This is a genomic window from Lentzea sp. (genome assembly GCF_035525475.1).
GTDB lineage: Bacteria > Actinomycetota > Actinomycetes > Mycobacteriales > Pseudonocardiaceae > Lentzea.
The window spans coordinates 1-21,399 of the sequence record NZ_DATLEC010000139.1; the positions used below are offsets into that span (position 1 = coordinate 1).

At 68.8% G+C, this 21,399-nt stretch carries 23 protein-coding genes and 1 pseudogene; 20 read left to right on the top strand and 4 right to left on the bottom strand.

Features of this window, described 5'->3' with window-relative positions; all coding sequences use genetic code 11:
- Nucleotides 1–837 (top strand): 3-hydroxyacyl-CoA dehydrogenase family protein (locus VM306_RS23285; RefSeq protein WP_325518555.1); only part of this gene is annotated, 837 nt, incomplete at its 5' end.
- Nucleotides 838–882: 45 nt separating this feature from the next.
- Here the strand turns inward: VM306_RS23285 and VM306_RS23290 are convergent.
- The 3 genes from VM306_RS23290 to VM306_RS23300 all read right to left on the bottom strand — a co-directional run bounded on the left by VM306_RS23290 (nucleotide 883) and on the right by VM306_RS23300 (nucleotide 2,052).
- Nucleotides 883–1,200: a hypothetical protein gene (locus tag VM306_RS23290; protein ID WP_325518557.1), complete on the bottom strand. Its 318-nt coding sequence runs from the start codon at nucleotides 1,198–1,200 to the stop codon at nucleotides 883–885.
- A gap of 169 nt (nucleotides 1,201–1,369) precedes the next feature.
- Nucleotides 1,370–1,777, bottom strand: a complete 408-nt coding sequence (locus VM306_RS23295; protein ID WP_325518559.1) for a type II toxin-antitoxin system VapC family toxin — start codon at nucleotides 1,775–1,777, stop codon at nucleotides 1,370–1,372.
- Nucleotides 1,765–2,052, bottom strand: a complete 288-nt coding sequence (locus VM306_RS23300; RefSeq protein ID WP_325518560.1) for a type II toxin-antitoxin system prevent-host-death family antitoxin — start codon at nucleotides 2,050–2,052, stop codon at nucleotides 1,765–1,767. The genes VM306_RS23295 and VM306_RS23300 overlap by 13 nt, the downstream gene beginning before the upstream one ends.
- Before the next feature lie 73 nt (nucleotides 2,053–2,125).
- On the opposite strand from VM306_RS23300, the gene VM306_RS23305 reads away from it, so the two are divergent.
- Both VM306_RS23305 and VM306_RS23310 read left to right on the top strand, forming a co-directional pair.
- The gene (locus VM306_RS23305; RefSeq protein ID WP_325518562.1) at nucleotides 2,126–2,845 is read left to right on the top strand and encodes a DUF72 domain-containing protein; all 720 of its coding nucleotides are present in this window, start codon (nucleotides 2,126–2,128) and stop codon (nucleotides 2,843–2,845) included.
- Nucleotides 2,842–4,557: a glycoside hydrolase family 5 protein gene (locus tag VM306_RS23310; RefSeq protein WP_325518564.1), complete on the top strand. Its 1,716-nt coding sequence runs from the start codon at nucleotides 2,842–2,844 to the stop codon at nucleotides 4,555–4,557. The genes VM306_RS23305 and VM306_RS23310 overlap by 4 nt, the downstream gene beginning before the upstream one ends.
- On the opposite strand, the gene VM306_RS23315 is transcribed toward VM306_RS23310, so the two are convergent.
- On the bottom strand, nucleotides 4,512–5,246 hold the full coding sequence (locus VM306_RS23315; RefSeq protein ID WP_325518566.1) for an arylamine N-acetyltransferase family protein: 735 nt from the start codon (nucleotides 5,244–5,246) through the stop codon (nucleotides 4,512–4,514). The two genes, VM306_RS23310 and VM306_RS23315, sit on opposite strands and share 46 nt — an antisense overlap.
- A 17-nt stretch (nucleotides 5,247–5,263) precedes the next feature.
- Between VM306_RS23315 and VM306_RS23320 the strand changes: the two genes are divergently transcribed.
- From VM306_RS23320 to VM306_RS23400, 17 genes and pseudogenes are all read left to right on the top strand, one after another.
- Nucleotides 5,264–6,073 carry a DUF72 domain-containing protein gene (locus VM306_RS23320; protein ID WP_325518568.1) on the top strand — a complete coding sequence of 270 codons (810 nt, stop codon included), beginning with the start codon at nucleotides 5,264–5,266 and terminating at the stop codon, nucleotides 6,071–6,073.
- 39 nt (nucleotides 6,074–6,112) lie between these two features.
- On the top strand, nucleotides 6,113–6,469 hold the full coding sequence (locus VM306_RS23325; RefSeq protein ID WP_325518570.1) for a peptidase inhibitor family I36 protein: 357 nt from the start codon (nucleotides 6,113–6,115) through the stop codon (nucleotides 6,467–6,469).
- Nucleotides 6,470–6,624: 155 nt separating this feature from the next.
- Nucleotides 6,625–8,991 carry an AAA family ATPase gene (locus VM306_RS23330; protein WP_325518572.1) on the top strand — a complete coding sequence of 789 codons (2,367 nt, stop codon included), beginning with the start codon at nucleotides 6,625–6,627 and terminating at the stop codon, nucleotides 8,989–8,991.
- Nucleotides 8,988–9,344, top strand: a complete 357-nt coding sequence (locus tag VM306_RS23335; RefSeq protein ID WP_325518574.1) for a hypothetical protein — start codon at nucleotides 8,988–8,990, stop codon at nucleotides 9,342–9,344. The genes VM306_RS23330 and VM306_RS23335 overlap by 4 nt, the downstream gene beginning before the upstream one ends.
- Before the next feature lie 37 nt (nucleotides 9,345–9,381).
- Nucleotides 9,382–10,218: a metallophosphoesterase family protein gene (locus VM306_RS23340; protein ID WP_325518576.1), complete on the top strand. Its 837-nt coding sequence runs from the start codon at nucleotides 9,382–9,384 to the stop codon at nucleotides 10,216–10,218.
- Nucleotides 10,215–12,845: an AAA family ATPase gene (locus VM306_RS23345; RefSeq protein ID WP_325518578.1), complete on the top strand. Its 2,631-nt coding sequence runs from the start codon at nucleotides 10,215–10,217 to the stop codon at nucleotides 12,843–12,845. The genes VM306_RS23340 and VM306_RS23345 overlap by 4 nt, the downstream gene beginning before the upstream one ends.
- Before the next feature lie 286 nt (nucleotides 12,846–13,131).
- Nucleotides 13,132–13,764: a hypothetical protein gene (locus VM306_RS23350; RefSeq protein WP_325518580.1), complete on the top strand. Its 633-nt coding sequence runs from the start codon at nucleotides 13,132–13,134 to the stop codon at nucleotides 13,762–13,764.
- Between the two features lie 454 nt (nucleotides 13,765–14,218).
- Entirely contained in the window at nucleotides 14,219–14,554 is a 336-nt protein-coding gene (locus VM306_RS23355) for a hypothetical protein (RefSeq protein WP_325518582.1), read from the top strand.
- 39 nt (nucleotides 14,555–14,593) lie between these two features.
- Nucleotides 14,594–14,938, top strand: coding sequence for a nuclease-related domain-containing protein (locus VM306_RS23360; RefSeq protein ID WP_325518584.1), 345 nt, complete (start codon nucleotides 14,594–14,596; stop codon nucleotides 14,936–14,938).
- A 102-nt stretch (nucleotides 14,939–15,040) separates the two neighbouring features.
- The gene (locus VM306_RS23365; RefSeq protein WP_325518586.1) at nucleotides 15,041–16,723 is read left to right on the top strand and encodes a protein kinase domain-containing protein; all 1,683 of its coding nucleotides are present in this window, start codon (nucleotides 15,041–15,043) and stop codon (nucleotides 16,721–16,723) included.
- Nucleotides 16,689–17,477 (top strand): DNA-directed RNA polymerase subunit alpha C-terminal domain-containing protein, encoded by a 789-nt coding sequence (locus VM306_RS23370; RefSeq protein WP_325518588.1) that lies wholly within the window; start codon nucleotides 16,689–16,691, stop codon nucleotides 17,475–17,477. Before VM306_RS23365 ends, VM306_RS23370 begins: the two co-directional genes overlap by 35 nt.
- Nucleotides 17,478–17,503: 26 nt before the next feature.
- Nucleotides 17,504–17,956: a hypothetical protein gene (locus tag VM306_RS23375; RefSeq protein WP_325518590.1), complete on the top strand. Its 453-nt coding sequence runs from the start codon at nucleotides 17,504–17,506 to the stop codon at nucleotides 17,954–17,956.
- Between the two features lie 101 nt (nucleotides 17,957–18,057).
- Nucleotides 18,058–18,414: a PE domain-containing protein gene (locus VM306_RS23380; RefSeq protein ID WP_325518592.1), complete on the top strand. Its 357-nt coding sequence runs from the start codon at nucleotides 18,058–18,060 to the stop codon at nucleotides 18,412–18,414.
- Between the two features lie 29 nt (nucleotides 18,415–18,443).
- Complete coding sequence (locus tag VM306_RS23385; RefSeq protein ID WP_325518594.1) at nucleotides 18,444–18,980, top strand: DUF3558 domain-containing protein; 537 nt, start codon at nucleotides 18,444–18,446, stop codon at nucleotides 18,978–18,980.
- Nucleotides 18,981–18,988: 8 nt separating this feature from the next.
- Nucleotides 18,989–20,215: a PPE domain-containing protein gene (locus VM306_RS23390; protein WP_325518596.1), complete on the top strand. Its 1,227-nt coding sequence runs from the start codon at nucleotides 18,989–18,991 to the stop codon at nucleotides 20,213–20,215.
- Complete coding sequence (locus VM306_RS23395; RefSeq protein WP_325518598.1) at nucleotides 20,212–20,991, top strand: ESX secretion-associated protein EspG; 780 nt, start codon at nucleotides 20,212–20,214, stop codon at nucleotides 20,989–20,991. Before VM306_RS23390 ends, VM306_RS23395 begins: the two co-directional genes overlap by 4 nt.
- A 156-nt stretch (nucleotides 20,992–21,147) precedes the next feature.
- Nucleotides 21,148–21,399 (top strand): annotated as a pseudogene (locus VM306_RS23400) (DUF7008 domain-containing protein); the annotation flags it as partial.

The following is a 21,399-nucleotide window of genomic DNA, read 5'->3' on the forward strand; positions in this document are numbered from 1 at the left end:
GTGAAGCAGCAGGTGTTCGCCGAGGTCGAGGAGCACGTCTCCCCCGAGGCGATCCTCGCCACGAACACGTCGTCGCTGTCCATCACGGACATGGCGTCGAAGCTCAAGCACCCCGAGCGCGTCGTGGGCTTCCACTTCTTCAACCCGGTCGCGGTCATGCCGTTGCTGGAGATTGTGCGCGCCGAGCAGACCGACAACGCCACCCTGGCGACGGCGTTCGCGGTCGGCAAGCAGCTGAAGAAGTCCTCGGTGCTGGTGAAGGACGCGCCCGCGTTCGTCGTGAACCGCCTGCTGACCCGCTTCATGGGCGAGGTCATCAAGTCGGTCGACGAGGGCACCCCCTTCGAGGTCGCCGACAAGGCCACCGAGCCCCTCGGCCTGCCGATGTCGCCGATGATCCTGCTGCAGCTGGTCGGCTCCGCCGTCGCGCTGCACGTGTCGGAGACGATGCACGGCGCGTTCCCGGACCGCTTCTCGGTGTCGGAGAACATGAAGAAGTTCGTCGCCGCGGGCAAGGGCGCCGTCTGGCAGTGGGACGCTTCCGGCAACCAGACCGTCGACCCCGAGGTCCAGGCGCTGTGGGAGTTCGGCTCCTCACCGCTGACGGGCGAAGAGGTCAAGACGCGCGCGCTGGAGGCGTTGGCCGAGGAGATCCGCATCATGCTCGACGAGGGCGTGGTCGCGGAGGCGCAGGACATCGACCTGTGCATGATCCTGGGCGCCGGGTGGCCGTTCTGGCTGGGCGGCATCACGCCGTACCTGGACCGGACCGGCATCTCGGAGAAGGTGACGGGCAAGCGCTTCCTGGCGCCGGGCGTGGCCTCCGTGCCCGCCTGACCCCTGGTCTGACGAAGCCCCGGCTCCCTCGACGGAGCCGGGGCTTCAGTCCGTTTCGGGCCGGTACTGCTCCGTGGTGCCGTCCTGGCGGATGAAGTAGGCCTCGATCCTGGTGGCCCGCAACGTCACCTCGGAGCCGGCCACCAGGTCCCGGTAGCGCAGCAGGTCGGGCAGGCCGATCGCGACGACGTCGAACGGGTGCTTCTGGCGCAGCATCAACGACCGGCGCAACGCCTCGCTGAACGCCCAGCGGGGCGACTCTTCGTCCTGGGGTACCTCGACCAGCGCGCCTTCGAGCTGACGTTCCAGCGCGGCCCGCACGTGGTCCGCCGTGCCCCACGTCGCGATGTCCGTGACAGTCATGTGTCCCGTATCGGCATCCGAGCCCGATTCATTAGCAGTCGGGCCATCTCGATCGGGTCATTTCGGCCCGTGCGGAGCGATCTCCGCGCCGCAGCACGAGCAGGTGTACCCGAAAAGTCATGAGCGGCAGCCTGGTAGGCGCTCGGGCAGTTCTCTTCCATGGCGCTGTTCAGGCCTGACGGATCGGTACGACCTCCACGAGCCGGTCGAGGTCCTGGAAGTCCTTGACGTTCATCGTCAGCACCGGCACCCCCGCGACGGACGCCGTGGCCGCGATCTGCAGGTCCATCCTGCGCGGGCGCGGTGAACGGCCGGCTCGGCGCACCAGCGAGGCCATCTGCCCGTAGACCTTGGCCTCCTCCAAGCCGAACGGCAGCACCTCGAACGTCTGCTGCGCCGCGTAGAACCGTTCGGTGCGGGCGGCGCGCTCCACCGGGTCGTCGACGTCGATGCCGAACGCCAGCTCCGCGATCGTGACCGCGCTCAGGTAGGGCCGGGCGTGGGCGTAGTCGCCCAAATTCGCCCGCTCGAGCCTGATCAGCACGCAGGTGTCGAGCAGGCAGCTCAGCTCTGCCACGGGTCGTCCAGCGGGTCGTCCGCGCCGAAGAGCTCGTCGGCCGCGGCCCTGTCGGCGTCCCACCTGTCGGCGTCGACCGGCGGCAGGCTCCCGAACAGCGCCTGCACCTCGCCGAGCGAAGGCCTGGTGACGACCTCGGAGTGGTACGGCGAGAGTTGCGCGACCGGCTTGTTGTTGCGGGTGACGACGAAGCTCTCACCCGCCTCGACACGGCGCATGATCTCCGCGTTGTCGTTGCGGAGCTCGCGTTGCCCGATGGCTTTGAGCTGCTGCATGGACACCAGCGTAGCTCAAAGCGATAAAAGGTGCTACGGAGTAGCTACAGGCTCTGGTGGCTACCCGGACGAGATGATCAGGATCGGCACGTCGGGCTGGCGCTACCCCGAGTGGCGCGACGGTTTCTACCGCGGGGTCCCGCAACGGCTGTGGCTGAGCCACCTGGCGTCGCACGTCGGCACGATCGAGATCAACAGCTCGTTCTACCGGCTCCAGCCGCCCGCGTACTACCAGAAGTGGGCCGCCTCGACGCCGCCGGACTTCGTCTTCGCCGTCAAGGGCCCGAAGCTGATCACGCACGTCAAACGCCTGCGCCACGTTGAGGACGCGCTCAAGGCCTTCACCGAGTCGCTCGCGCTCGGCCCGAAGCAGGGGCCGGTCATCTGGCAGCTGCCGCCGAGCCTGCGGTTCGACGCGGCCCTGGTGCGCGACTTCCTCGCCCTGCTCCCGCCCGGCAGGCACGCCTTCGAACCGCGCCACGAGTCGTTCCGCACCGACGCCTACTTCGACCTGCTGCGCGCGCACAACATCGCTCACGTCGTGTCGGACGCACCGACGTTCCCGTGCATCGAGGCCGTCACCGCCGACTTCGCCTACGTCCGGCTGCACGGGCACGACGAGCTGTACATCAGCTCCTACAGCGACGAGCAGCTCGACGAGTGGGCGCACAAGATCCGCGACTGGGACCGCGACACCTACGTCTACTTCGACAACACCATGCAGGGTGCCGCGACCGGGAACGCCGAGACCCTGGCGCAACTCCTGGAAACGCCGATACGGTCACATACGTGAAACTCACTCGCGTCTCGGCCACCCTGCTCCTGGCCGCGAGTCTCGTTGCTCCCGCGCAGGCGGAACCGGCGTCCTCCTGGACCGGTCCGCTGAGCACGCGCGGACGGTGGATCGTCGACTCGAACGGCGACCGCTTCAAGCTGAAGTCCGGCAACTGGCACGGTGCGAGCGGCACCTGGAACGGTTCCGGCGACATCAACGACCCCGCCACCCACCACGCCGGCGAGAAGGCCGACCAGGTCCCCCTCGGCCTCGACCGCGCGACGATGGCCACGATCATCAGCGGTTTCAAGGAGATCGGCGTCAACAGCGTCCGGTTGCCGTTCTCCAACCAGATGATCAAAGACAGCAACCCCGTCAACGGTCTGAAGGACGCGCAGCTCAACGGCAAGCGGCCGCTGGAGATCTACGACGCCGTCGTCGCCGAACTGACGCGCGACGACCTCGCCGTCATCCTCAACAACCACACCACGACGTCGCGGTGGTGTTGCGGCGTCGACGGCAACGAGCGGTGGAACACCAGCCAGAGCACCGACCAGTGGATCAACGACTGGGCGTTCATGGCGGACCGCTACAAGACCAACAAGCGCGTCGTCGGCGCCGACCTCTACAACGAGGTGCGCCGCAACGTGTGGGACGACCCGAACTGGGGCTGGGGCAACGACCACGACTGGCACAAGGCGTCCCAGCAGGCCGCGGACCGCATCCAGCAGACAGCGCCGGACCTCCTGGTCGTCGTCGAGGGCATCAACTGGACCGGCATCCCCGTCGACGGCTTCGCGCACGGCAGGCCGACGCTGGAACCGGTGCGCTTCCTCAGCCACACCCTCGCCAACCCCGAGAAGCTCGTGTACTCGGCCCACTTCTACGGCTACACCGGGCCGAACCACAGCGGCGCCACGGGAATCGGCGAGACCAGCGATCCGCGCTACCAGGACCTGACGCCCCAGGAGCTGACGGACGTCCTGCAACGCCAGGCGTTCTACATCACCGAGGCGCAGAAGCACTTCACCGCGCCGTTGTGGATCAGCGAGTTCGGCGTCGGCGGCATCGACGAGTCGAACCAGAAGGCGCGCGACTGGTTCGAACGGTTCGTCGACCAGCTGATCGCCAAGGACACCGACTTCGCCTACTGGCCACTGGTCGGCTTCCACACCAACCGTTCAGGCAACAGCTGGGCGCTACTGCGCTGGGACGCCGGCGGAAACCGCATCAGCGTCAACGACGGCGACGACTGGCGGGCCGGAGCGTGGAACCGCCTGATCACCGCACCGAGCCGCACCGGGCAGATCCCGCGCGAGACCCGGTTCACCATGCTCCTCAAGGAATCGTGCCCGCAGAACGAGAAGCTCGTCGGCATCAGCCACACGGGCAACCGCGGCCTGTGCGTCAGCGGTCCACAGTGGAGCGCCACGACCAGGGTCACCACCGAACAGCACGTGACCGACGACTGGGCCTCCGGTTACACGAAACTGCAGTGCCCGAACGGGAACGCGGCCGTCGGCTACGCGAACTTCACACTGGTCTGCGCACCCGTCGCGACCGGAAGCAGCACGCGGGTCCTGTGGTTCGACCGCGGCGACAACCGGCCGGACCAGGGCGGTGACTGGGCCAACGGGCACTACAAGGGCCAGTGCGCGCAGGACGAGCACATCGCCGGTGTCGCCTACAACTGGCGCAGGACACCGGACGCGTTGCTCTGCCGGAAGTGAAGTCCGAAGTTCTCCAGGAAAGCGGCCGCGGGGTCCTCGACGTCGGTTGAGGTCTTGCGGCCGTTCTCCGTGACGATGACCTTCTTGCCGGCCACGGTGATGCGCCCGTCGGGTAGCGCGCGAGTCGCCATCGGCCCCTTGCGGAAGTGCGACTCCGGCGACGTCTGCTGCCACCAGCAGGTCGGCACGAACTCCGCCAGCTCCCTCGGCCGGCGCTCCAGCCGGTAGACGGGCTTTCCGTCGTGGTAGACGTCCACGTCGTCACCGTGGTCCTCCAGCCGGAACACGCCGGCGGGGTCCTTCTGGTCCTCCCGCGAAGTCCACGACAGCGGGCGCAGCGAGAACGACCCGAACCCGACGTCCACCAGCCACGCATCGTCCACGAGCAACGCCAGATGGTCGAACGGCGGCCCGAGCCGTCGCTCCTCTCCGAACACCCGCGCGGCCAGCAACCGCACCGAATGGCCCAGGTCTCGCAACAACTTCGCGAACAACCCGTTGAGCTCGTAGCAGAACCCGCCCCGCCGCCGTTCCACGATCTTGTCGTGCAGCCACGGGATCTCCAGCACGATCCGGGTGTCCATGTGGGTGTCGAGGTTTTCGAACGGGACGCTCAGCAGGTGCCGTTCGTGCAGCTCGGCCAACGACGACGTGCGAGAGGCGCCGATGCGCTGTAGGTATGCGTCCACCGTGCCACGATTACCACATGGGTGAGATCAGGATCGGCACTTCGGGGTGGGTGTACCCCCCTTGGCGCGGCTCGTTCTACCCCAAGGGGGTCACGCAGAAGCGCGAACTGGCCTACCTCAGCGAGCAGCTCGGTTCCGTCGAGATCAACGGTTCGTTCTACTCGCTGCAACGCCCGTCGAGCTACCAGAAGTGGGCAGCGGAGACACCGGACGACTTCGTGTTCTCGGTGAAGGGCAGCCGTTTCATCACGCACATGAAGCGCCTCAAGGACGGCAAGGACCTCCTCGCGAACTACCTGGCGTCCGGCGTGCTCGCACTCGGACCGAAGCTCGGGCCGATCCTCTGGCAGCTCCCGCCCACCCTGCGGTTCGACGCGGACCTGCTGACCGGTTTCTTCGAGGGCCTCCCCCGCACCACCACCGAGGCCGCGGAGATCGCCGAACGCCACGACCACCGCGTCGACCCCGCGCACACCACCACGGACGCCGAACGGCCGATGCGCCACGCCATCGAGATCCGCCACGACAGCTACCGGACGCCGGAGTTCCTCGACCTGCTCAAGCGCCACGACATCGCGCTCGTGGTCGCGGACGCCGCCGGCAGGTACCCGTTGATCGAGGAGGTCACGAGCGACTTCGTCTACGTCCGGCTGCACGGCCACGACGAGCTCTACGTCAGCGGCTACACCGACGAGGGCCTGGACATGTGGGCGGAGAAGGTCCGCGCCTGGGCGAGGCACGGCGACGTGTTCGTCTACTTCGACAACGACGCGAAGGCCTACGCGCCCCGTGACGCGAAGGCGCTCCAAGATCGTCTGGCCGATTGACCCCAAATGACGCACACTCGTCCGGACGGAGGTGCGCCCATGCCGACGAAGACCCTCATCACCGCCTTGGCGATCACCGCGGGCACGGTTGCCCCCAGTGGGATCGCCGTAGCGCAGAGTGACAACTCCTGCGACAAGGGCGAGTTCTGCGTGTGGACGGGCCCGGACTACACGGGGACCGTGCAGCGCCTCGACCTGGAATCCGCGAACCCCGCCGAGTGCATCCCGCTCTCCGTCGTCGGCAGGTCCTTCGCCAACCGCCTGAGCAGGGACATCAGCGTGTACCAGCGGGTGAACTGCTCGACGGAGGCGGAGTTCACGACCTACCCCAAGCACGGCACCTACGTGCCCGACGCGTACTTCGTCGTCCGAGGCGTCCAGGTGTGGGGCCCTTAACGACGGCGGACTACGTCAGTCACCCTATGTAACACCACTCGATCGTGTGAGTACTCGTCAGTAGGTCCCATTTGCTGCCTAGGTTGCCGCCCTACCGAGTGGTGGCAGCTGGAGGAAATGTGACCGTGGCGGGTGAAGCCGGGTTACTCGAACTGATGGCCGGGCGACTGGCCAAGGACGATCTCACCCCACGTGCGGCGGAACTGGTGCTCGCGGCCTGCCGGGGCGAGACGGCGCTGGACCGCGTGCTCGCCGGTGCGCCGGCACGGGAGGACGCCCCGAGGGAGAAGACCGACGGCCCCGGTCACGGCATCTTCGTGTCGGAGGTCCGCGTGCGCGGCTTCCGGGGCATCGGCCCCCTGGCGCGCCTGCCGCTGGCACCGGGTCCGGGACTGACCGTCGTCACGGGACGCAACGGCTCGGGCAAGTCGAGCTTCGCCGAGGCCGCGGAACTGGTGCTGACCGGCTACAACGCCCGCTGGACCCGCGCACGGCACGACGTGTGGCGGCAGGGCTGGCGCAACCTGCACCAGCCCGACACCGCCGTCGAGCTCGACCTCGTCCAGGCCGCGCGGCCGGGCAGGACGACGATCCGAAGATCCTGGTCGCCCGAGGAGGACCTGGGGCAGGGCGAGTGGACGCAGGACGGCGAGCCGTTCGACGACAGGCGCTGGCACGACGCGTTGGAGACCTACCGGCCGTTCCTGCCCTACAGCGAGCTGGGGACCGTTCTCGACGCACAGCCCGAGGACCTCTACGAGGCGATGCACCGCTTCCTCGGCCTGGAGGCGCTCACCGAGGCGCAGCAGTCGCTCGCCGAACACCGCAAACGCCTGGCAGACATCGTTTCCCGCCCTTACGACCGACGTGAACGCGTGCGTGCGGAGCTGGCGGCATCGCCCGACGAACGCGCCAGACGTGCCGCGGAACTCCTCGGCAGCCCGTCCCCCGACCTCGACGCGATCGCGGACCTCGCGCTCGGCACGGACGTCGGCAGCGGCACGGGCCTGCTGCACCAGATCGTCGATCTGGCCCTGCCTCCCGACGACGAGGTCGACCGGTGCCGCGAGAACCTCGACCTGGCACTCGGCGCCGTGTCGGCGGTGGCCACGGCCAACGCGCAGGACTCGTTGCGGTCCAGCGAGATCCTGCGGCTCGCGATCCAGCTGAAGGAGTCCGGCGGCACCAAGACGTGCCCCGTGTGCGACCTGGGCCAGCTCGACGCGAGGTGGCTCGCCAAGGCCAGGACCCGCGCCGAGCACCTCGCCAGGGCCGCCGCGGAGCTGCACGAGGCCGCGGACCGGCTGGACGTCGCGGTGGCGGCGGCGCGGGCGTTGTGCCTGCCCGTGCCGGAGGTGCTGCGGGAGACGCAGGGCATCCTCGACACGACGGCCGTGCTGCAGGCCTGGCAGGCCCGGGAGGACCGCGCTTCGATCGACGACCCGGTGCGGCTGCGCCGGGAGCTCTTCGACCGCCATGCCGAGCTGGCGGCGGCCGTGGAGCAGCTGAAGTCCGTGGCACGTGAGCAGATCGACCGGCGCGACCTGGTGTGGCGGCCGATGGCGATCGCGTTGTTCGAGTGGCATTCTCAGGCGCAGCAAGCGCTTGCCGACTCCGAAGTGCTCGCCGACGTGACCGAGGCGGAGAACTGGATCCGCAAGGCCGCGGCGACGTTGCGGTCGGAGCGCATCGCACCGTTCGCCAAGGAGTCGCAGCGGATCTGGCACCGGTTGCGCCAGCAGAGCAACGTCGACCTGGGCGCGGTGCGGCTCGGCGGCACCCGCAACGTCGAGCTGGACGTGTCGGTCGACGGCGTCTCGAACTCGGCGCTGGCGGTGATGAGCCAGGGCGAGCTGCACTCGCTGGGACTCGCCCTGTTCCTGCCCCGCGCGATGGTGGACGAGAGCCCGTTCCGGTTCGTGATGATCGACGACCCCGTGCAGGCGATGGATCCATCCAAAGTGGACGGACTCGCGCAGGTGCTCGCCGACGTCGGCCTCACCCGCCAGGTCGTGGTCTTCACGCACGACGAACGGCTCGTGGAGGCGCTGCGGCGGTTGCGGCTCTCGGCGACCGTCTGGGAGGTCTGCCGCGGCGAGGGGTCCGCGGTGCAGGTGCGGATGTCCGACGACCCCGTCGGCCGGTGCCTGAACGACGCCCGCGCGATGCGGGCGGACGAGGACCTGCCGGACGCGCTGCGGGCCGAGCTGGTGGCGTCGTGCTGCCGTGGGGCCCTGGAAGCGGCTTCGCACGCGCGGTTCCGCCGCGAACGGCTCAGCCGCGGCACCCCGCACGCCGAGGTCGAACGCGTGCTGGAAGGCGCGTTGACGACGAAGCAGACGATCGCACTGGCCGTGCTCGACGAACACGCGGAACCGGCGAAGCTGATGCCGCACCTGGAGGACGTGGTCGGATCATGGGCGGTGGACCTGCTGCAGACGTGCCGGGCCGGCGGCGACAGCGGCGACCTGGACGTGCTGATCCGCGACACCGAGCTGCTCGCGGGATGGCTCCAGAGATGACCCTCCCGTCCGACGTGCAGGACCGGCTGACCTGCGTCGCGAACCTGCTGGCGCGCCCGGAGCAGCTCGACGGCGTCCGCATCCGGTGCTGCGCAGAACTGTTGCGCACGGCGGTGGAACGGTCGGTGGCGCGCGTTTGCGGTGCGGAGAACACCGACCAGCCGGTGCACGCGCTGCTGATCAGCCTCCCGTCCCGCGTCGGCGCGGACGTGGCGTACGACGTATCCCAGCTGTGGCACGCGCTGAGCCGCGCGATCCGGCACCACGGCTACGAGCTGACCCCGGCCGTCGCGGAGCTGAACGGCTGGCACGCCGACACCGCGGCCGTCGCCGAGGCCTGCTGCCGTCCATGACCCTGTTCGGAACCATCGACCTCCACTGAAGGCACCGGTGAAACTGCTGCTGTTCGCGGACCTGCACCTGGACACCCGCTTCCCGAGCGCAGGACCCGCGCGACGCCAGGCGTTGCGCGACACGCTCGGCCACATCATCGACCTCGCACGGGAATCCGACGTCGACGCCGTTCTCTGCGCCGGCGACCTGTACGAGCACGATCGTTGCTCCCCCACCACGGCGTCGTTCCTGCGGTCGGCGTTCGACTGCCCGCTGCCGGTGTTCCTGGCCCCGGGCAACGACGACTGGTACGGGCCCCAGTCGGTCTACCGGCAGGTGGACTGGACGCCCAACGTGCACGTGTTCTCCTCCGGGTCGCTGACGCCAGTGGAGCTGGCCGACGGCGTCACGCTGTGGGGCGCCGCGCACGTCGGACCCGGTCCGGCGAAGGACTTCCTCGACGGCTTCGCCGTGAACCGGAGCGGCGTGAACCTCGCGCTGTGCCACGGTTCCGCACCGGACGACGTCACGATCACCGGCCTGGACCACGCGTTCCTGGGACACGTGCACACGCCGGAGCACGCCGAGCACTACACGTTCCCCGGCAACCCAGACCCGTTGACTCCGGGCGAGACCGGCGAGCGCGGAGCCGTCCTGTGCACGGTGCACGACGACGGTTCGGTGTCGCGCGAGGTGTTCGACGTGTCGGCGGCGCGGTCGCTCGACTGGCTGGACTCGGAGAAGGCCCTCCCGTTGCTGGACTTCGGCTCCGTCGCGGCGGAACGGACCGTGCGCGGCCAGTTCGTGCGGGACGTGCTGGCGGACGAGTCCCTGGACACGGCGTTGCGCAGCCGCGTGCTCGCGACCGGCCTGCGCGCGCTGGAGGAACGATGAAGATCGAGTCGGTGACCGCGCACGCGTTCGGTCCGTTGCACGACAGGACTTTGCCGCTGGCGCCCGGCCTGACCGTGGTGTCGGGCGTGAACGAGTCCGCGAAGTCGTCCTGGCACGCGGCCATCCGCGCCGCCCTGTGCGGTCAGCCGTCGTCGCGGCACCGCCCGTGGCAGGGCGAGTCGTGGCGGGTGGCGGCGATGGTGTCGCTGGAGTCCGGTGAAGTCGTTGCCGTGGACCGCGATCTGAACGACGACTCGGCGCCGGACGTCTCGCAGCGGCTCGGTCTGGACCGCACGTCGTTCACCGCCACCGCGTGCGTGGACCAGGCGTCGTTGCTGAGCGTGCTGGAAGCGGCGGACGGCCTGCAGGACCACCTGCGCCGCGCGGCGGCCACCGCGGGCACCGACGGCACGGTGGAGGAGGCGTTGCGGCGACTGACCGCGCCGGTCGACGCGTTGCGCGAGGCCGAGAACCGCTTGTGCGAAGCCGAGACCGACCTGACCATGGCGCGCCGCGAGCACGCCCGTTACCTGGAACTGAGCGAGCAGGCCCGTTCGGCTGCCGCCGCCAGTGCCCGTCTGGCCGTGCAGGAGCACTCCGCGACGCTCGACGCGCTGTCGGCTCGCGTGGCCCGCCTGACCGCGTTGCAGGACCGCTTCGGCGACTCGCCTCCGTCCGGCCTCGCCGCGCAGGAAGAGCTGACGCAGGTGGTGAACCGCGCGCTGGCCGCGTGGCGTGCCGCTCCGACCCCGCGCGTGCTGACCGGCCCGTCGGCGGCGGCGCTGGAGGCCGAGCTCAGGGCGCTGCCGGGGTTTCCCGCCGGCGAGACAGCGGTGGACGACGAACTCCGCGTCGTGGCAACGGCTTACGAGACCGCCTCCGCCGTCGCCCTCGCGCACCAGGAACGCATGCCGTCTCCCCCGACGTCCGCACAGCCGTCGGTGCTGTGCGGCCTGGCTACCCGCCTGGACCCGACCAGCGGCGCCCGCCTGACCACGGCGTCGATCGAGGTGGACGGCGCCCGCCAGGTGCAGGACGAGGCAGCCGCCACCGCCGCCCGCACGCAGGTCGAGGCCGACGTGGCAGCGGCGCGCGTGCAGGAGATCGCGATGCCGAACCCGTTCCTGCGCAACGCTCTGCTGGCCCTGAGCTGCCTGACGTCGTTGGTAGGCGTGCTGCTGTTCATGGTGGACCAACGCCTGGCCGCGATGGGTGTCCTGGTGGCCGCTCTGGTCGCGGGCACCGGTGGCGCCCTGTCGCGGGACAACGGCCCCCAACGCGAAGCCGCGGTGGCCTTCGCCGCCGAACAGGCCGCCGCGGCGACACGGGCACGGGGCCGGCTGTTCGCCGCCGACCGCGCCCTGGCCGAAGCCGAGGGCCAGCGAGCCGTGGCAGCGGAAGCGGTCCGCATCCACGACCAGGCCGTGGCGGAGTGCGCGTCCCTGGGCGTGCCGGCGGACCGCGAGACGTTGTGGCGCCTGGCCAACCGCGCCGCCTGGGAGGCCGAGCACGCCGACCTGGTCTGCGAGGTGGCCCGCACCGAGAAGGCCGTCCGCGTGGAACTGGCGGCACGAGGCAAGGCGGACGCCACCACGTCCGTGCCGGAACTGCTGGTGGACTACGAGACCGACTGCAAGGTCCGCGCCCGCCAAGCCTCCCTGGCAGCCCAACGCCCGTACCTGGCCCAAGCCCTGGCAGACCGCCGCCAGGCGGAGGCCGCGGTCACCGAGGCCGCCGTCGCCCGCACCCGAGCCCTGGCCCTGCTGCGCCACGCCGTGACGGCGATCGGCCGCACCGGCGAACGCCCGGAAGACCTGCTCCGCGCGATCGCCGAGTGGCAACGCGGCTGGGACAACCTCTTGCGCGAGGCCGAAGAAGAACGCAACGCATGGGCCGAACTGCAAGCCTTACGCGCCGACGGCACGTTGGACGACCTCGAGACAACCCTCTCAGCAGCCCAAACCCACCACGCCTCACTGCTGGAGACAGCCTCACGCTTCGCTGCCTGCGACCCGGTAGACCCGTCACTGGCCGCGTCCGCCCAGGCCCTGGCCGCGACCGTCGCCGAGATGGCCCGGAGCCTGCCCAGCGTCCCGGACGCGGAGGAAGCCGTGCAGACGGCCACCGCCGCACTGGCGGAGGTGACCGCCGAGGTGGAAGCCATCGACCTGGCGACCCGCTACCTCACCGCCGCACGCGAGAAGGTGCACAGCACCGTCGCCCCCGCCCTGGAGTCCACCCTCCGCACCTGGCTGCCACTCGTGACCGACGGCCGTTACGTAGACGCGGCCGTGGACCCGCAGTCGCTGACCGTGCGCGTGCGCGCCTCCTCCTACGTGTGGCACCACGCATCGCACTTGTCCTTGGGCACCGCCGAGCAGATCTACCTGCTCTTGCGCGTGGCCCTCGCCCAGCACCTCGCCACCGAGGCGTGCCCGTTGTTGTTGGACGACGTCACGGTGCAGGCAGACGACGTCCGCACACGGGCCGTGCTCGACCTGCTGCTGCGGCTGTCGGAGGACCGGCAGATCGTGCTGTTCGCGCAGGAGACCGCGGTGGTGGAGTGGGCACGGGAACGGCTGGGTGAGCGGGACGTGCTGCACCAGCTCGCGCCGGTGGCGGCCTGAGCAAGCGGGAAGCGTTGAGCGCGGCGATCCGGGCGCCACACAGCAGCACGTCGACGCGTCGACGCCGATTGGTGCCGGGCGCAGCGACGTCGACCAGATACCGCAGCCCCCGGCGGTGCAGCGCCCGGCGAACCGCCAGTTCCGGAGCGGTGCCGGTCCGGCGGGTCCTGCGCATAACCTGTGACGTCGCCTCCGAGGCCGCGGTCAGGGCTGGTCCTGCGTCGACGTAGCGGTACACGAACCGCAGTCTCCCGGAATTGTCAGACCCCGTCGCTACCGTCGACCCATGACCAACGCCGCCTTCCGCAAGCTCACCCCCACCGCCGACGAGCGGCTCGCAGAGCTGGGCCTGCGCCGCGAGGTCCTCGACCGCGCCGTCGCCGCCGGTATCGACGCGCGCGGCGCCTCGCCGCCGTTCGGGCCGACCAACGCGCCCGGTCTGCTCGACTGGATCCACCGCGTGGGCATGTTGCGCCAGCTCCTGGCCGCGGAGGGGTGGCAGCGGCTCGACCACTGGAACGCCGGGCTCATCCAGCACCCGTCGCGCCCGATCCTGCTGGGCACCCTCCAGGGCAACCGGGGCACGGGGTCGCCGGACGCGCCGCTGCGCAGCGACTACGCGAAGGGGCCCGCCATCGCGGCGATGATGCGGGACAACGACCACGACCAGTTCGCGCTGTTCGAGAACATGCCCACCGAGGGGCTGAAGCTGTGGTTCCTCGTCACGTACCCGTTGCAGCTGGAGGACCGGCTCGTGGTGTTGCGGGAGGTGTCTCAGCCGGAGCCGACGCCGCGGAACCAGGTCATCGAGCGATGGGCGCACCGGATCGCGTTGCCTCCGATGGAGTTCCCGCGGACCAGGACGCCCAACGTGGACGGTCCGGAGGAGGTGGACTTCCCGATCGCGCTGCGCCGGTGATCCGCTGCCCGATACCGGCGATCATCGCCTGGCAGCGCTCCGCGCGACGGTCCAGCGCTTTCCGGGGACCTTCACATCACCCAAGTGGCTCACTCTGCTTCTCACTGCCCAGATCACGACACCGGTGGTCATCGCTTCGACACGTTAGATCAACCGATCGGTGCTCCGATCGAGCGATTCGGCTGCTAGCGCTCGCTCACCTTCCCGCGATTATGAGTCGATCGAGGCACTCATGACCTGGGGGTTCCGGCCTTGTGCCCGTTGACAAGACCGAGCGTGAGATCGGCGCACTAGTGAGCCAGATCGAGCGCGGCGAGATCAAGCTGCCGGAGATCCAGCGCGGCTATGTGTGGAAGCCGACCCAGGTGGCGAGGAACGCGCGTTGCGCATCCTCCGCGAGGCATGGGGGAAGTGGAAGGCCGGTTCACGAATCAGAGACGCCTTCGACCGTGTTGTGGACAACCTCACCCGCTCCACGGTGCTGCGCGACGACCAGAGCTTCCTGAAGTTCCACACCTGCCAGGTCGACACCGTCAGGACTCCGACGGACGAGCCCGACAGCAGGCGCGAGGTCAAGTACGTGCCGACAGAAGAACTGCACCTGGCCATCCAACGTCTGGTAGCGGACGCACATGTCATCACCCCTGACGAGCTGTCGATGCGCATCGCCAGGCTGTTCGGCTGGCAGCGGCGTGGACCCGACATCCAGGCGGCGCTGGACGACGCCGTTTACGCACTCGTCGAAACCGGCGCACTGACAGCGGAGGGTGATCATCTGGCCATCCGGTGAGATCGGGCAAGATGGATCGTCGAGCTGGAGGTGCACGGGGTGGACGAGCAGTCGAGCAGGTGGCACGAGATCACGCAGTCGGCGTTCAAGCACGAGCGCGCGGCACTGCGGCATGTGCGGGAGCTCCTGCCTGACCGCCACCCCTACGCTGCCTGGGCGAACTTCACGTTCACACCGAAGGAGGGCGGCCAGCCCGAGGCCGATCTTCTCGTCGCCACTCCCAGCGGCCTGCACCTCATCGAGATCAAGAGCCTCAAGGGCAGGCTGACCAACCACTTCGGCACCTGGGTGCGACATCGCCCGAACGGCACCACGTGGACGTTCGACAACCCGCTGGGCGCCGCCGGCCTGAAGGCCAAGAAGCTCAAGTCGTTGCTCGTGTAGGCGGCCAGGCAGGACCGGATCACCGTTCCGTACCTGTCAGCCGCCATCTTCCTGTCGGAACCGAGTCTGGTGTGCCAGCTCGCCGAAGGGCAGAAGTACGGCGTGTTCGGTCCTGAGGATGACACCTCCTCGCTGCCGAAGATCGGTTCTGATCTGCTCCTGGGCGCGGTGAGCCGCACACCTCCGAGCCCGGACTTCTTCCGTGCCCTTCCCCGTCTGCTGCAACGCGTGGGAATTCACCGGACCCGGCGCAGCATCACCGTCGGCCAGTGGCAGGTCGAGCCGCGCCCGTACGCGAGCGGCCCGACCTGGCAGGATCACGACGCGACCCGTGAGGACATGCCGGGCGAGTACCGCAGGGTCCGCATCTACCTCTACGAGCGTGAAGCCGACCCGGACAAACAACGGTCGATACGCGCAGCCGCCGAACGCGAGTTCCGTGCGTGTCAAGGCATTCATCATCCAGACCTGCTGCGTCCGGTGGACTTCGTCGACCACGAGGCCGGGCCCGCGTTGCTCATCGAGCAGTCGAAGGAAGCACAACGGCTCGACCACTTCGTGGCGGAACGGCATGCGGAACTGGACCTGCCGACGCGGCTCGGCCTGGTGCGTCAGCTCGCCGAGGCGGTGAACTACGCCCACGAACGCCGGTTGGTGCATCGAGCGTTGTCCCCTCGGGCAGTGATCGTCCAGCCGACCGGTGACGACTGGACCAAGCCGCGCCTGCAGGTCGGAGAGTGGCAGGCCGCCGCTCGTGGCCTGTCCGGTCCGTCAACCATGCACCGGCTGCGGCCGAGCACAGGCGCGGCCGCCCACGTCGAGGAGGCGTCCGCCGCCTATCTGGCGCCGGATTTCACCGAGGAGCCGGACGGCACCGTCGCGATCGACGTCTTCGGCGTCGGCGCGATCGCATACCTGCTCCTCACCGGGCAACCACCCGCATCGACCCGGCCTGAACTGCTGGAACAGCTCAGCAAGCAGGGCGGCCTGCACCCACGCGCCGTGGACGACAGCATCCCCGACGAGCTCGACACGGTGATCGCCCTCGCGACGGCACCCGTGGTCGGTTCCCGGTTCACCGACGTCGCCGAGTTCATCGAGGAGCTCGACAAGGCACAACGGTTCGACGAACCCGTCACCGAACGCAGCGATCCTTGGAACGCCTCCAAGGGTGAGGCGCTGGCCGAAACCGACTACGTCGTCGAGCGCGTTCTCGGCACCGGCGCCACCGCGCGGGCGTTCCTTGTAGTGCACGACGGGATCGACACAGTGGTCAAGGTGTCGCGATCCGCGGAGGCCGAGGACCGCCTCGTCGACGAGGCCGCGGCACTGGAGCACCTCCGGCACGATCACATCGTCGTACTGCGCCGAAGCCTGTTCCCACTGGGCGACAGGCACGCCATCGAGATCGACTACGCGGGCGACCGCTCACTCGCCCACGTGCTGCGCAACGAGGGCGCGCTCCTGCCGGACAAGTTGCAACTGCTCGGTGATCAGTTGCTGGATGCGTTGGCATACCTGGAGAAGAAGGGTGTCATCCACCGACATCAAGCCGGACAACCTCGGTGTGCGCAACCATCCGCGGTTCGGCCGCGCCTTGGTGCTGTTCGACTTCTCCCTTGCCGGGGCACCCGTCACGGACGTCCACGCCGGCACGCGCGGCTACATCGACCCGTTCCTCGGTACCGACCGGCGTCCGGTCTACGACGCACACGCCGAGCGCTACGCCGCAGCGGTCACGCTGCACGAGATGGCGAGCCTGGAGCTGCCGGCGTGGGGCGATGACGGCACCAATCCCCGTTTCGTCACCGAGCCGGTAACGCTGTCGAGTGAACTGTTCGAAGCCCCGTTGCGGGAGCCGTTGCGCACGTTCTTCGGCAGGGCGTTGCACCGCGACGCGGAACAGCGGTTCGGCTCGGCACTAGAGATGCGCGAGGCCTGGCAACGGGTGTTCACCGCGCTCGACGAGACCGGCCCTGCCGCCGTGTCGTCGTCCGGTTCGGACAACCCGGTCGAGCTGCGTCAAGAGGCTGCGGACCGCACGGCTCTCGACGCGGCTCTCGACGCGGCCGGCCTGACCCTTCGCGCCGTCGCCGTCTCCCATCGCCTGGGCGCGAACACCGTGGGAGATCTGCTCGACCTCCGGCTCAACGAGGTGCGCAAGACCCGTGGTCTGAGTCGTAAAACGCGCGATGAGCTGATTGATCGCATCATCCAGTGGCGAACGCGGCTGTTGACCGATCCGAGCGCCATCAGGACCGCACAACTACCCGCCGACGTCGACGGGTCACGGCTGCCACTCGACGCGATCGTGGCCGGCCTGGTCCCGGCGACCAAGCGGCGCAACGACACTCAGGCTACGATCAGCCGACTCCTGCTCGGACTGCCCGACGAGCGTGGCGCGCTACCGGAGCTGCGCTGGCCGACCAATGTGCAGGTCGCCAAGGCGACGAAACTCACGCAAGGCCGGATCGCTCAGGTCCTGTCCGTGTCCGCATCATCACCGTCCGGCGCAAGCGCTGGGAGCGTGCCCGCGTAGCTGTGGAGTCCGCACTCGGCATACCCGTGATCGACGTGTCTGTCGCGTTCGTCGCCGCGGTTCGGCAGGTGGCTCGTCAGCTCAACATCCCGAGTTTCGACCGGGTGTTGCTGGCTGACGCCGCCGAGCCGGGCAGCAACGACCAGCTCAACCTGCACCGAGTGGTCGCGCAGGCGTGCGATCTGCTGGAAGCGGAGTGGTCGCGGCATTCGGTGCTGCCCTTGGACGCGCTCACGCCGCTGGGCCGCTATCCGGCGGGACAGGCGTTGCTGGACCGCTTGGCTTCGCGTGCTCGCTACGGACCGGGAACCGAAGGCCTGTCCGGCCCGGGCACCCTCGTGTTGATCTCCCCGGCCGGGGACGAGACGAAGGTTCCGCGCATCGGCGACCACGTGATCCGGGTGAACACGCCCGAGGAGTGGGTGATCGCCCGTTCTCCGTGGCCGTCCGAGGTACGAGCGCGCCCTCAGGCCGGGTGATTCGGCCCCATTCTATGTGCACACGGTGAGCACCCGTGGGAGCCTGTGTACGCACAGCGATCACTCGGTGGCGCTGTGATGAGCACCGGAAGGGGAGGCTCATGCCGTTCATGGCGACGACGGATGGTGGAGGGCCCGGCGCGGGCGTGACCATGCGCATCGAACCGGGCGAGATCTTGAAGCTCAAGGCCAAGTACGAGGCGGTCCGCGACACGGTTCGCGACTTTTTGGATCGAGAACGCGACAACCTGCGCGGTCGCCCCTTGGCCGAGGACGACGTGTCACAGGACGCAGCCAAGGTGTTCCAGGAGAACGCCGGCAAAGCGATCGAGGTGACCGTTCTCTTCCTTGACGAACTCGAGCGCAACATCAGGCAGCTTGATGCCGCGACAAAGACATACGACCTGGTCGAAGACACCAATTACACGAGCATGCAGCAGCAGAACAGGGGCCTCTGACAAACATGAGGCGATCACTGTTCGCAACCATGGCGGTGCTCGCCGCCATGTCGGCTTGTACTAACGCACCTGGCACTCCGAGACCGGAGAGCGCGAGCACGACGCCACCCGTCACGACTACGTCGAAATCAGCGCGACCGCGTGAGGTCAAACTCGACGGCAGAGATGCGTGCCAGCTTCTCACCGCCGCACAGCTACCGGCGCTCAAGATCAACGGTATCGGACGGCCGGTCGATGCGCCAGCGCTCAAGGCCAAAGGGTGTTCCTGGACCGACAACGGCGCAAGTATCCGACTCGTCCCGGTCACGATAGAGGGGATCGATGCCTGGACCAGCGGCAAAAAGACCGGACGACCTACAGAAGTACCCCCGGTCGAGGGGTTTGCAGCGATCACGGTCACGGTCGACTCAGACCCTGGCGTCTGTGACGTGCTGATCGATACCGCCGACGGGCAGTATCTCGCCGCCAGGTTCTCGGTGTCCCCAAGCTTTGAGGGTGATTTTCCGAAACCATGCGACGGGGCACGGGCTTTGGCTGAAGCCGCGATGGAGAACTTGCTCAGATAGGGGGAGAAATGGCACTCGGTGACCATAACTTCGATGCGCAGTCACATCAGCAGCTCTATGACAAGATCCACAAGAGCGTGGACTCCTCCACAGCGCAGGCGATCGACGATGCCTGGAACAACTTCCGTGCGGTCATGGGGAACGCGAAGGCCGAGCTGGAGTCCGCGATCAGGAGCGCGGGCGCGGTGTGGGTCGGCGCGGCAGGCGAGCAGTTCTCCGGTAGCACAGCACCTCTCGTGCAGTGGGCCGAAGACGCGCGCGTAGCCGGCGTGGAGACGCACCAGTCGTTCCAGGCTCACCAGTCGCACTACTCGGGCGCGAAAAACCGGATGCCCGAGCCGATGCACGTGACCTCGACGGCGAATGACGACTTCCTCGGCATTCCCGCGGGGCTGACACACCTGGTGGGCGGTCAGACCGACCAGGACATCGAGGAGCAGAAGGCGAACGAGGCCAAGCGCGAAGCCGTGCGGGTGATGAACGGCTACGACGATGGCAGCTCGTCCGCCGTGAACGGCCTTGGTGCGTTCACGCCGCCACCGCAGATCACGACCGAGGTGGTCGAGCCGAAGTTCGACCAGCCGCCGGCACAGCGCCAGAACTCGCAGCAGTTCACCGACGGCCAGTGGTCCACCACGTCGACAAGCCAGCCCAGCCACTGGACGCCTCCGCAGCAGCAGCAACAGCAGCCGGTGACCACTCCCCCTGCGCTGCTTCCCACTGCCGATGACAATACCGGCACTTCCGCCGTGCAGACCCCGGTGGACGTCCGGCCGGGCCCAACGCCGCCGATCACTCCCCCGGTGCACACACCTGGTCCCACGCCGCAGCCGCCGATCACGGGTCCGGTTCCCCCGAGGTCACCCGTGCGACCGAACCCGGTGGGCAGTCCGAGCGTGCGCGGCGGCACCAACACCGGCGGCGGAACGCCGAAACTCGGTAGCGGCTTCGCCGGACAACCAGGTCAGGCCGGTCAGCAGCCCAGCCGTGGCCCGGCCGCGGGTGTCGGCAGCTTCGGCACCGAAGCCGGTCGAGGTGGCGGCTCCGCGTCCGGTGCGCGAGGTCCAGCGGGTGCTCCGGGAACAGGCGGCATGGCTGGTGGGCCGCAACGTGATCAGGGCGATGAAGACAAGGAACACAAAACCGCGGACTACCTCGAAGAACTGCGCGACGTCTGGGGCGAGGACGACCTTCCTGTGGTCGCTCCGCCGGTGATCGGGGATGACCGCTCGTGAGATTCGCGCTGTCCCGCTTGGAGTTCGACCTGTGCTGGGATCATCTGCGGCTTGGTGAGCACCCCACGATCCTGTCCATCCCGTCACACGGTGCGACCGTGGACGAGCGCCGCGCTCTGCTTCACAACGCCTGGCAGTCGTTGGAGGAGAAGGGTTTGGCAGATCGCGGCGAATTCGATCCGGACCTCGCGGGCCGCCTGGGCCTGCTGGCACGTCCAGAGCGTGAGGTCGATGCTCGGCTACGGCTCGACGACGGCCCACGTGTCCGCGCGCTCGCCGCGGTTCGCCGCCGGTATGCGGTACTGGCGGTGCTGACCGCCGACGGACTGACGGTGCACGACATCGACGAGAGCGCACTGGCGAGTTCGGTCGTCTCTCTGCTGCCCCCGCACGCGACACCGAAGTCCCGCTCGATCAGCCTGCCCGCCGCCGACCTCGACCGGGCAGCCGCCGCGGCGGGCAAGTCGGTCACGCGGATGGAGACGGCGTTGCGGGACACAGGCCTGCCGCGTCCGGACGCACAGAAGGTCAGCTCGGTACTGGGCAACGTCATCCGCATGGGACAGTTCGGCGCGGCGTTCCGCGAGTCGCGCAACGGCGTACCGAGCCAGCGACGGCGCGGCCCGTACGCGGTGTCGTTCTACGACACGCCGGAAGGGCGCTGGCAGTTCACCCGCCGCCCGTCCGGCGACGGCCACGTGTGGTCCACCCTGGCCCCTGCGGACCACTCGAGGTTGATTCACTCGGTGTCGGAGCTGCTGGGTCGCCTCGGCTGATCCGGCCGCGCTCGTTCCACCGGCTCTTGGTCGACCTGGTTGGCCAGGAGCTCGAGCATGGTCATGTCCTTGACGGGTTTCTCGTCGGGCATCGATGATCCGTTTCTGCGGGCAGGCACGCCCCGACGGCCACGTCGCGCCGAGCTGGTAGACGAGGAGCACGTCCCGTTCCTCCCGGTCTACCGCTACAAGCCCGCGGGCCTGCGCAAGCGCGCCGACTGGGAAGACGTGTGGAAACTGCAGCGCCAGGAAGACGCCATCGCCGCTGAACTCGGCAAAGACGTCACGGACCCCGCGGTGCGCATGGCAGTCAAGGAGAAGCTCGGCGATATCCCGGTGCCGCCGAAGTACGGTTCCGGCGACTTCCTGCGCACCTCGTACTGGCGTCACCGCGGCAAGCTCGACGTG

Excerpts from the sequence above, each read along its gene's own strand:
- VM306_RS23290 (WP_325518557.1), bottom strand. The coding sequence starts at position 1,200 with ATGACTGTCACGGACATCGCGACGTGGGGCACGGCGGACCACGTGCGG.
- VM306_RS23300 (WP_325518560.1), bottom strand. The coding sequence starts at position 2,052 with ATGCAGCAGCTCAAAGCCATCGGGCAACGCGAGCTCCGCAACGACAAC.
- VM306_RS23305 (WP_325518562.1), top strand. The coding sequence starts at position 2,126 with ATGATCAGGATCGGCACGTCGGGCTGGCGCTACCCCGAGTGGCGCGAC.
- VM306_RS23320 (WP_325518568.1), top strand. The coding sequence starts at position 5,264 with ATGGGTGAGATCAGGATCGGCACTTCGGGGTGGGTGTACCCCCCTTGG.
- VM306_RS23325 (WP_325518570.1), top strand. The coding sequence starts at position 6,113 with ATGCCGACGAAGACCCTCATCACCGCCTTGGCGATCACCGCGGGCACG.
- VM306_RS23330 (WP_325518572.1), top strand. The coding sequence starts at position 6,625 with ATGGCCGGGCGACTGGCCAAGGACGATCTCACCCCACGTGCGGCGGAA.
- VM306_RS23335 (WP_325518574.1), top strand. The coding sequence starts at position 8,988 with ATGACCCTCCCGTCCGACGTGCAGGACCGGCTGACCTGCGTCGCGAAC.
- VM306_RS23345 (WP_325518578.1), top strand. The coding sequence starts at position 10,215 with ATGAAGATCGAGTCGGTGACCGCGCACGCGTTCGGTCCGTTGCACGAC.
- VM306_RS23350 (WP_325518580.1), top strand. The coding sequence starts at position 13,132 with ATGACCAACGCCGCCTTCCGCAAGCTCACCCCCACCGCCGACGAGCGG.
- VM306_RS23370 (WP_325518588.1), top strand. The coding sequence starts at position 16,689 with ATGGCGAGCCTGGAGCTGCCGGCGTGGGGCGATGACGGCACCAATCCC.
- VM306_RS23380 (WP_325518592.1), top strand. The coding sequence starts at position 18,058 with ATGCCGTTCATGGCGACGACGGATGGTGGAGGGCCCGGCGCGGGCGTG.
- VM306_RS23385 (WP_325518594.1), top strand. The coding sequence starts at position 18,444 with ATGGCGGTGCTCGCCGCCATGTCGGCTTGTACTAACGCACCTGGCACT.
- VM306_RS23390 (WP_325518596.1), top strand. The coding sequence starts at position 18,989 with ATGGCACTCGGTGACCATAACTTCGATGCGCAGTCACATCAGCAGCTC.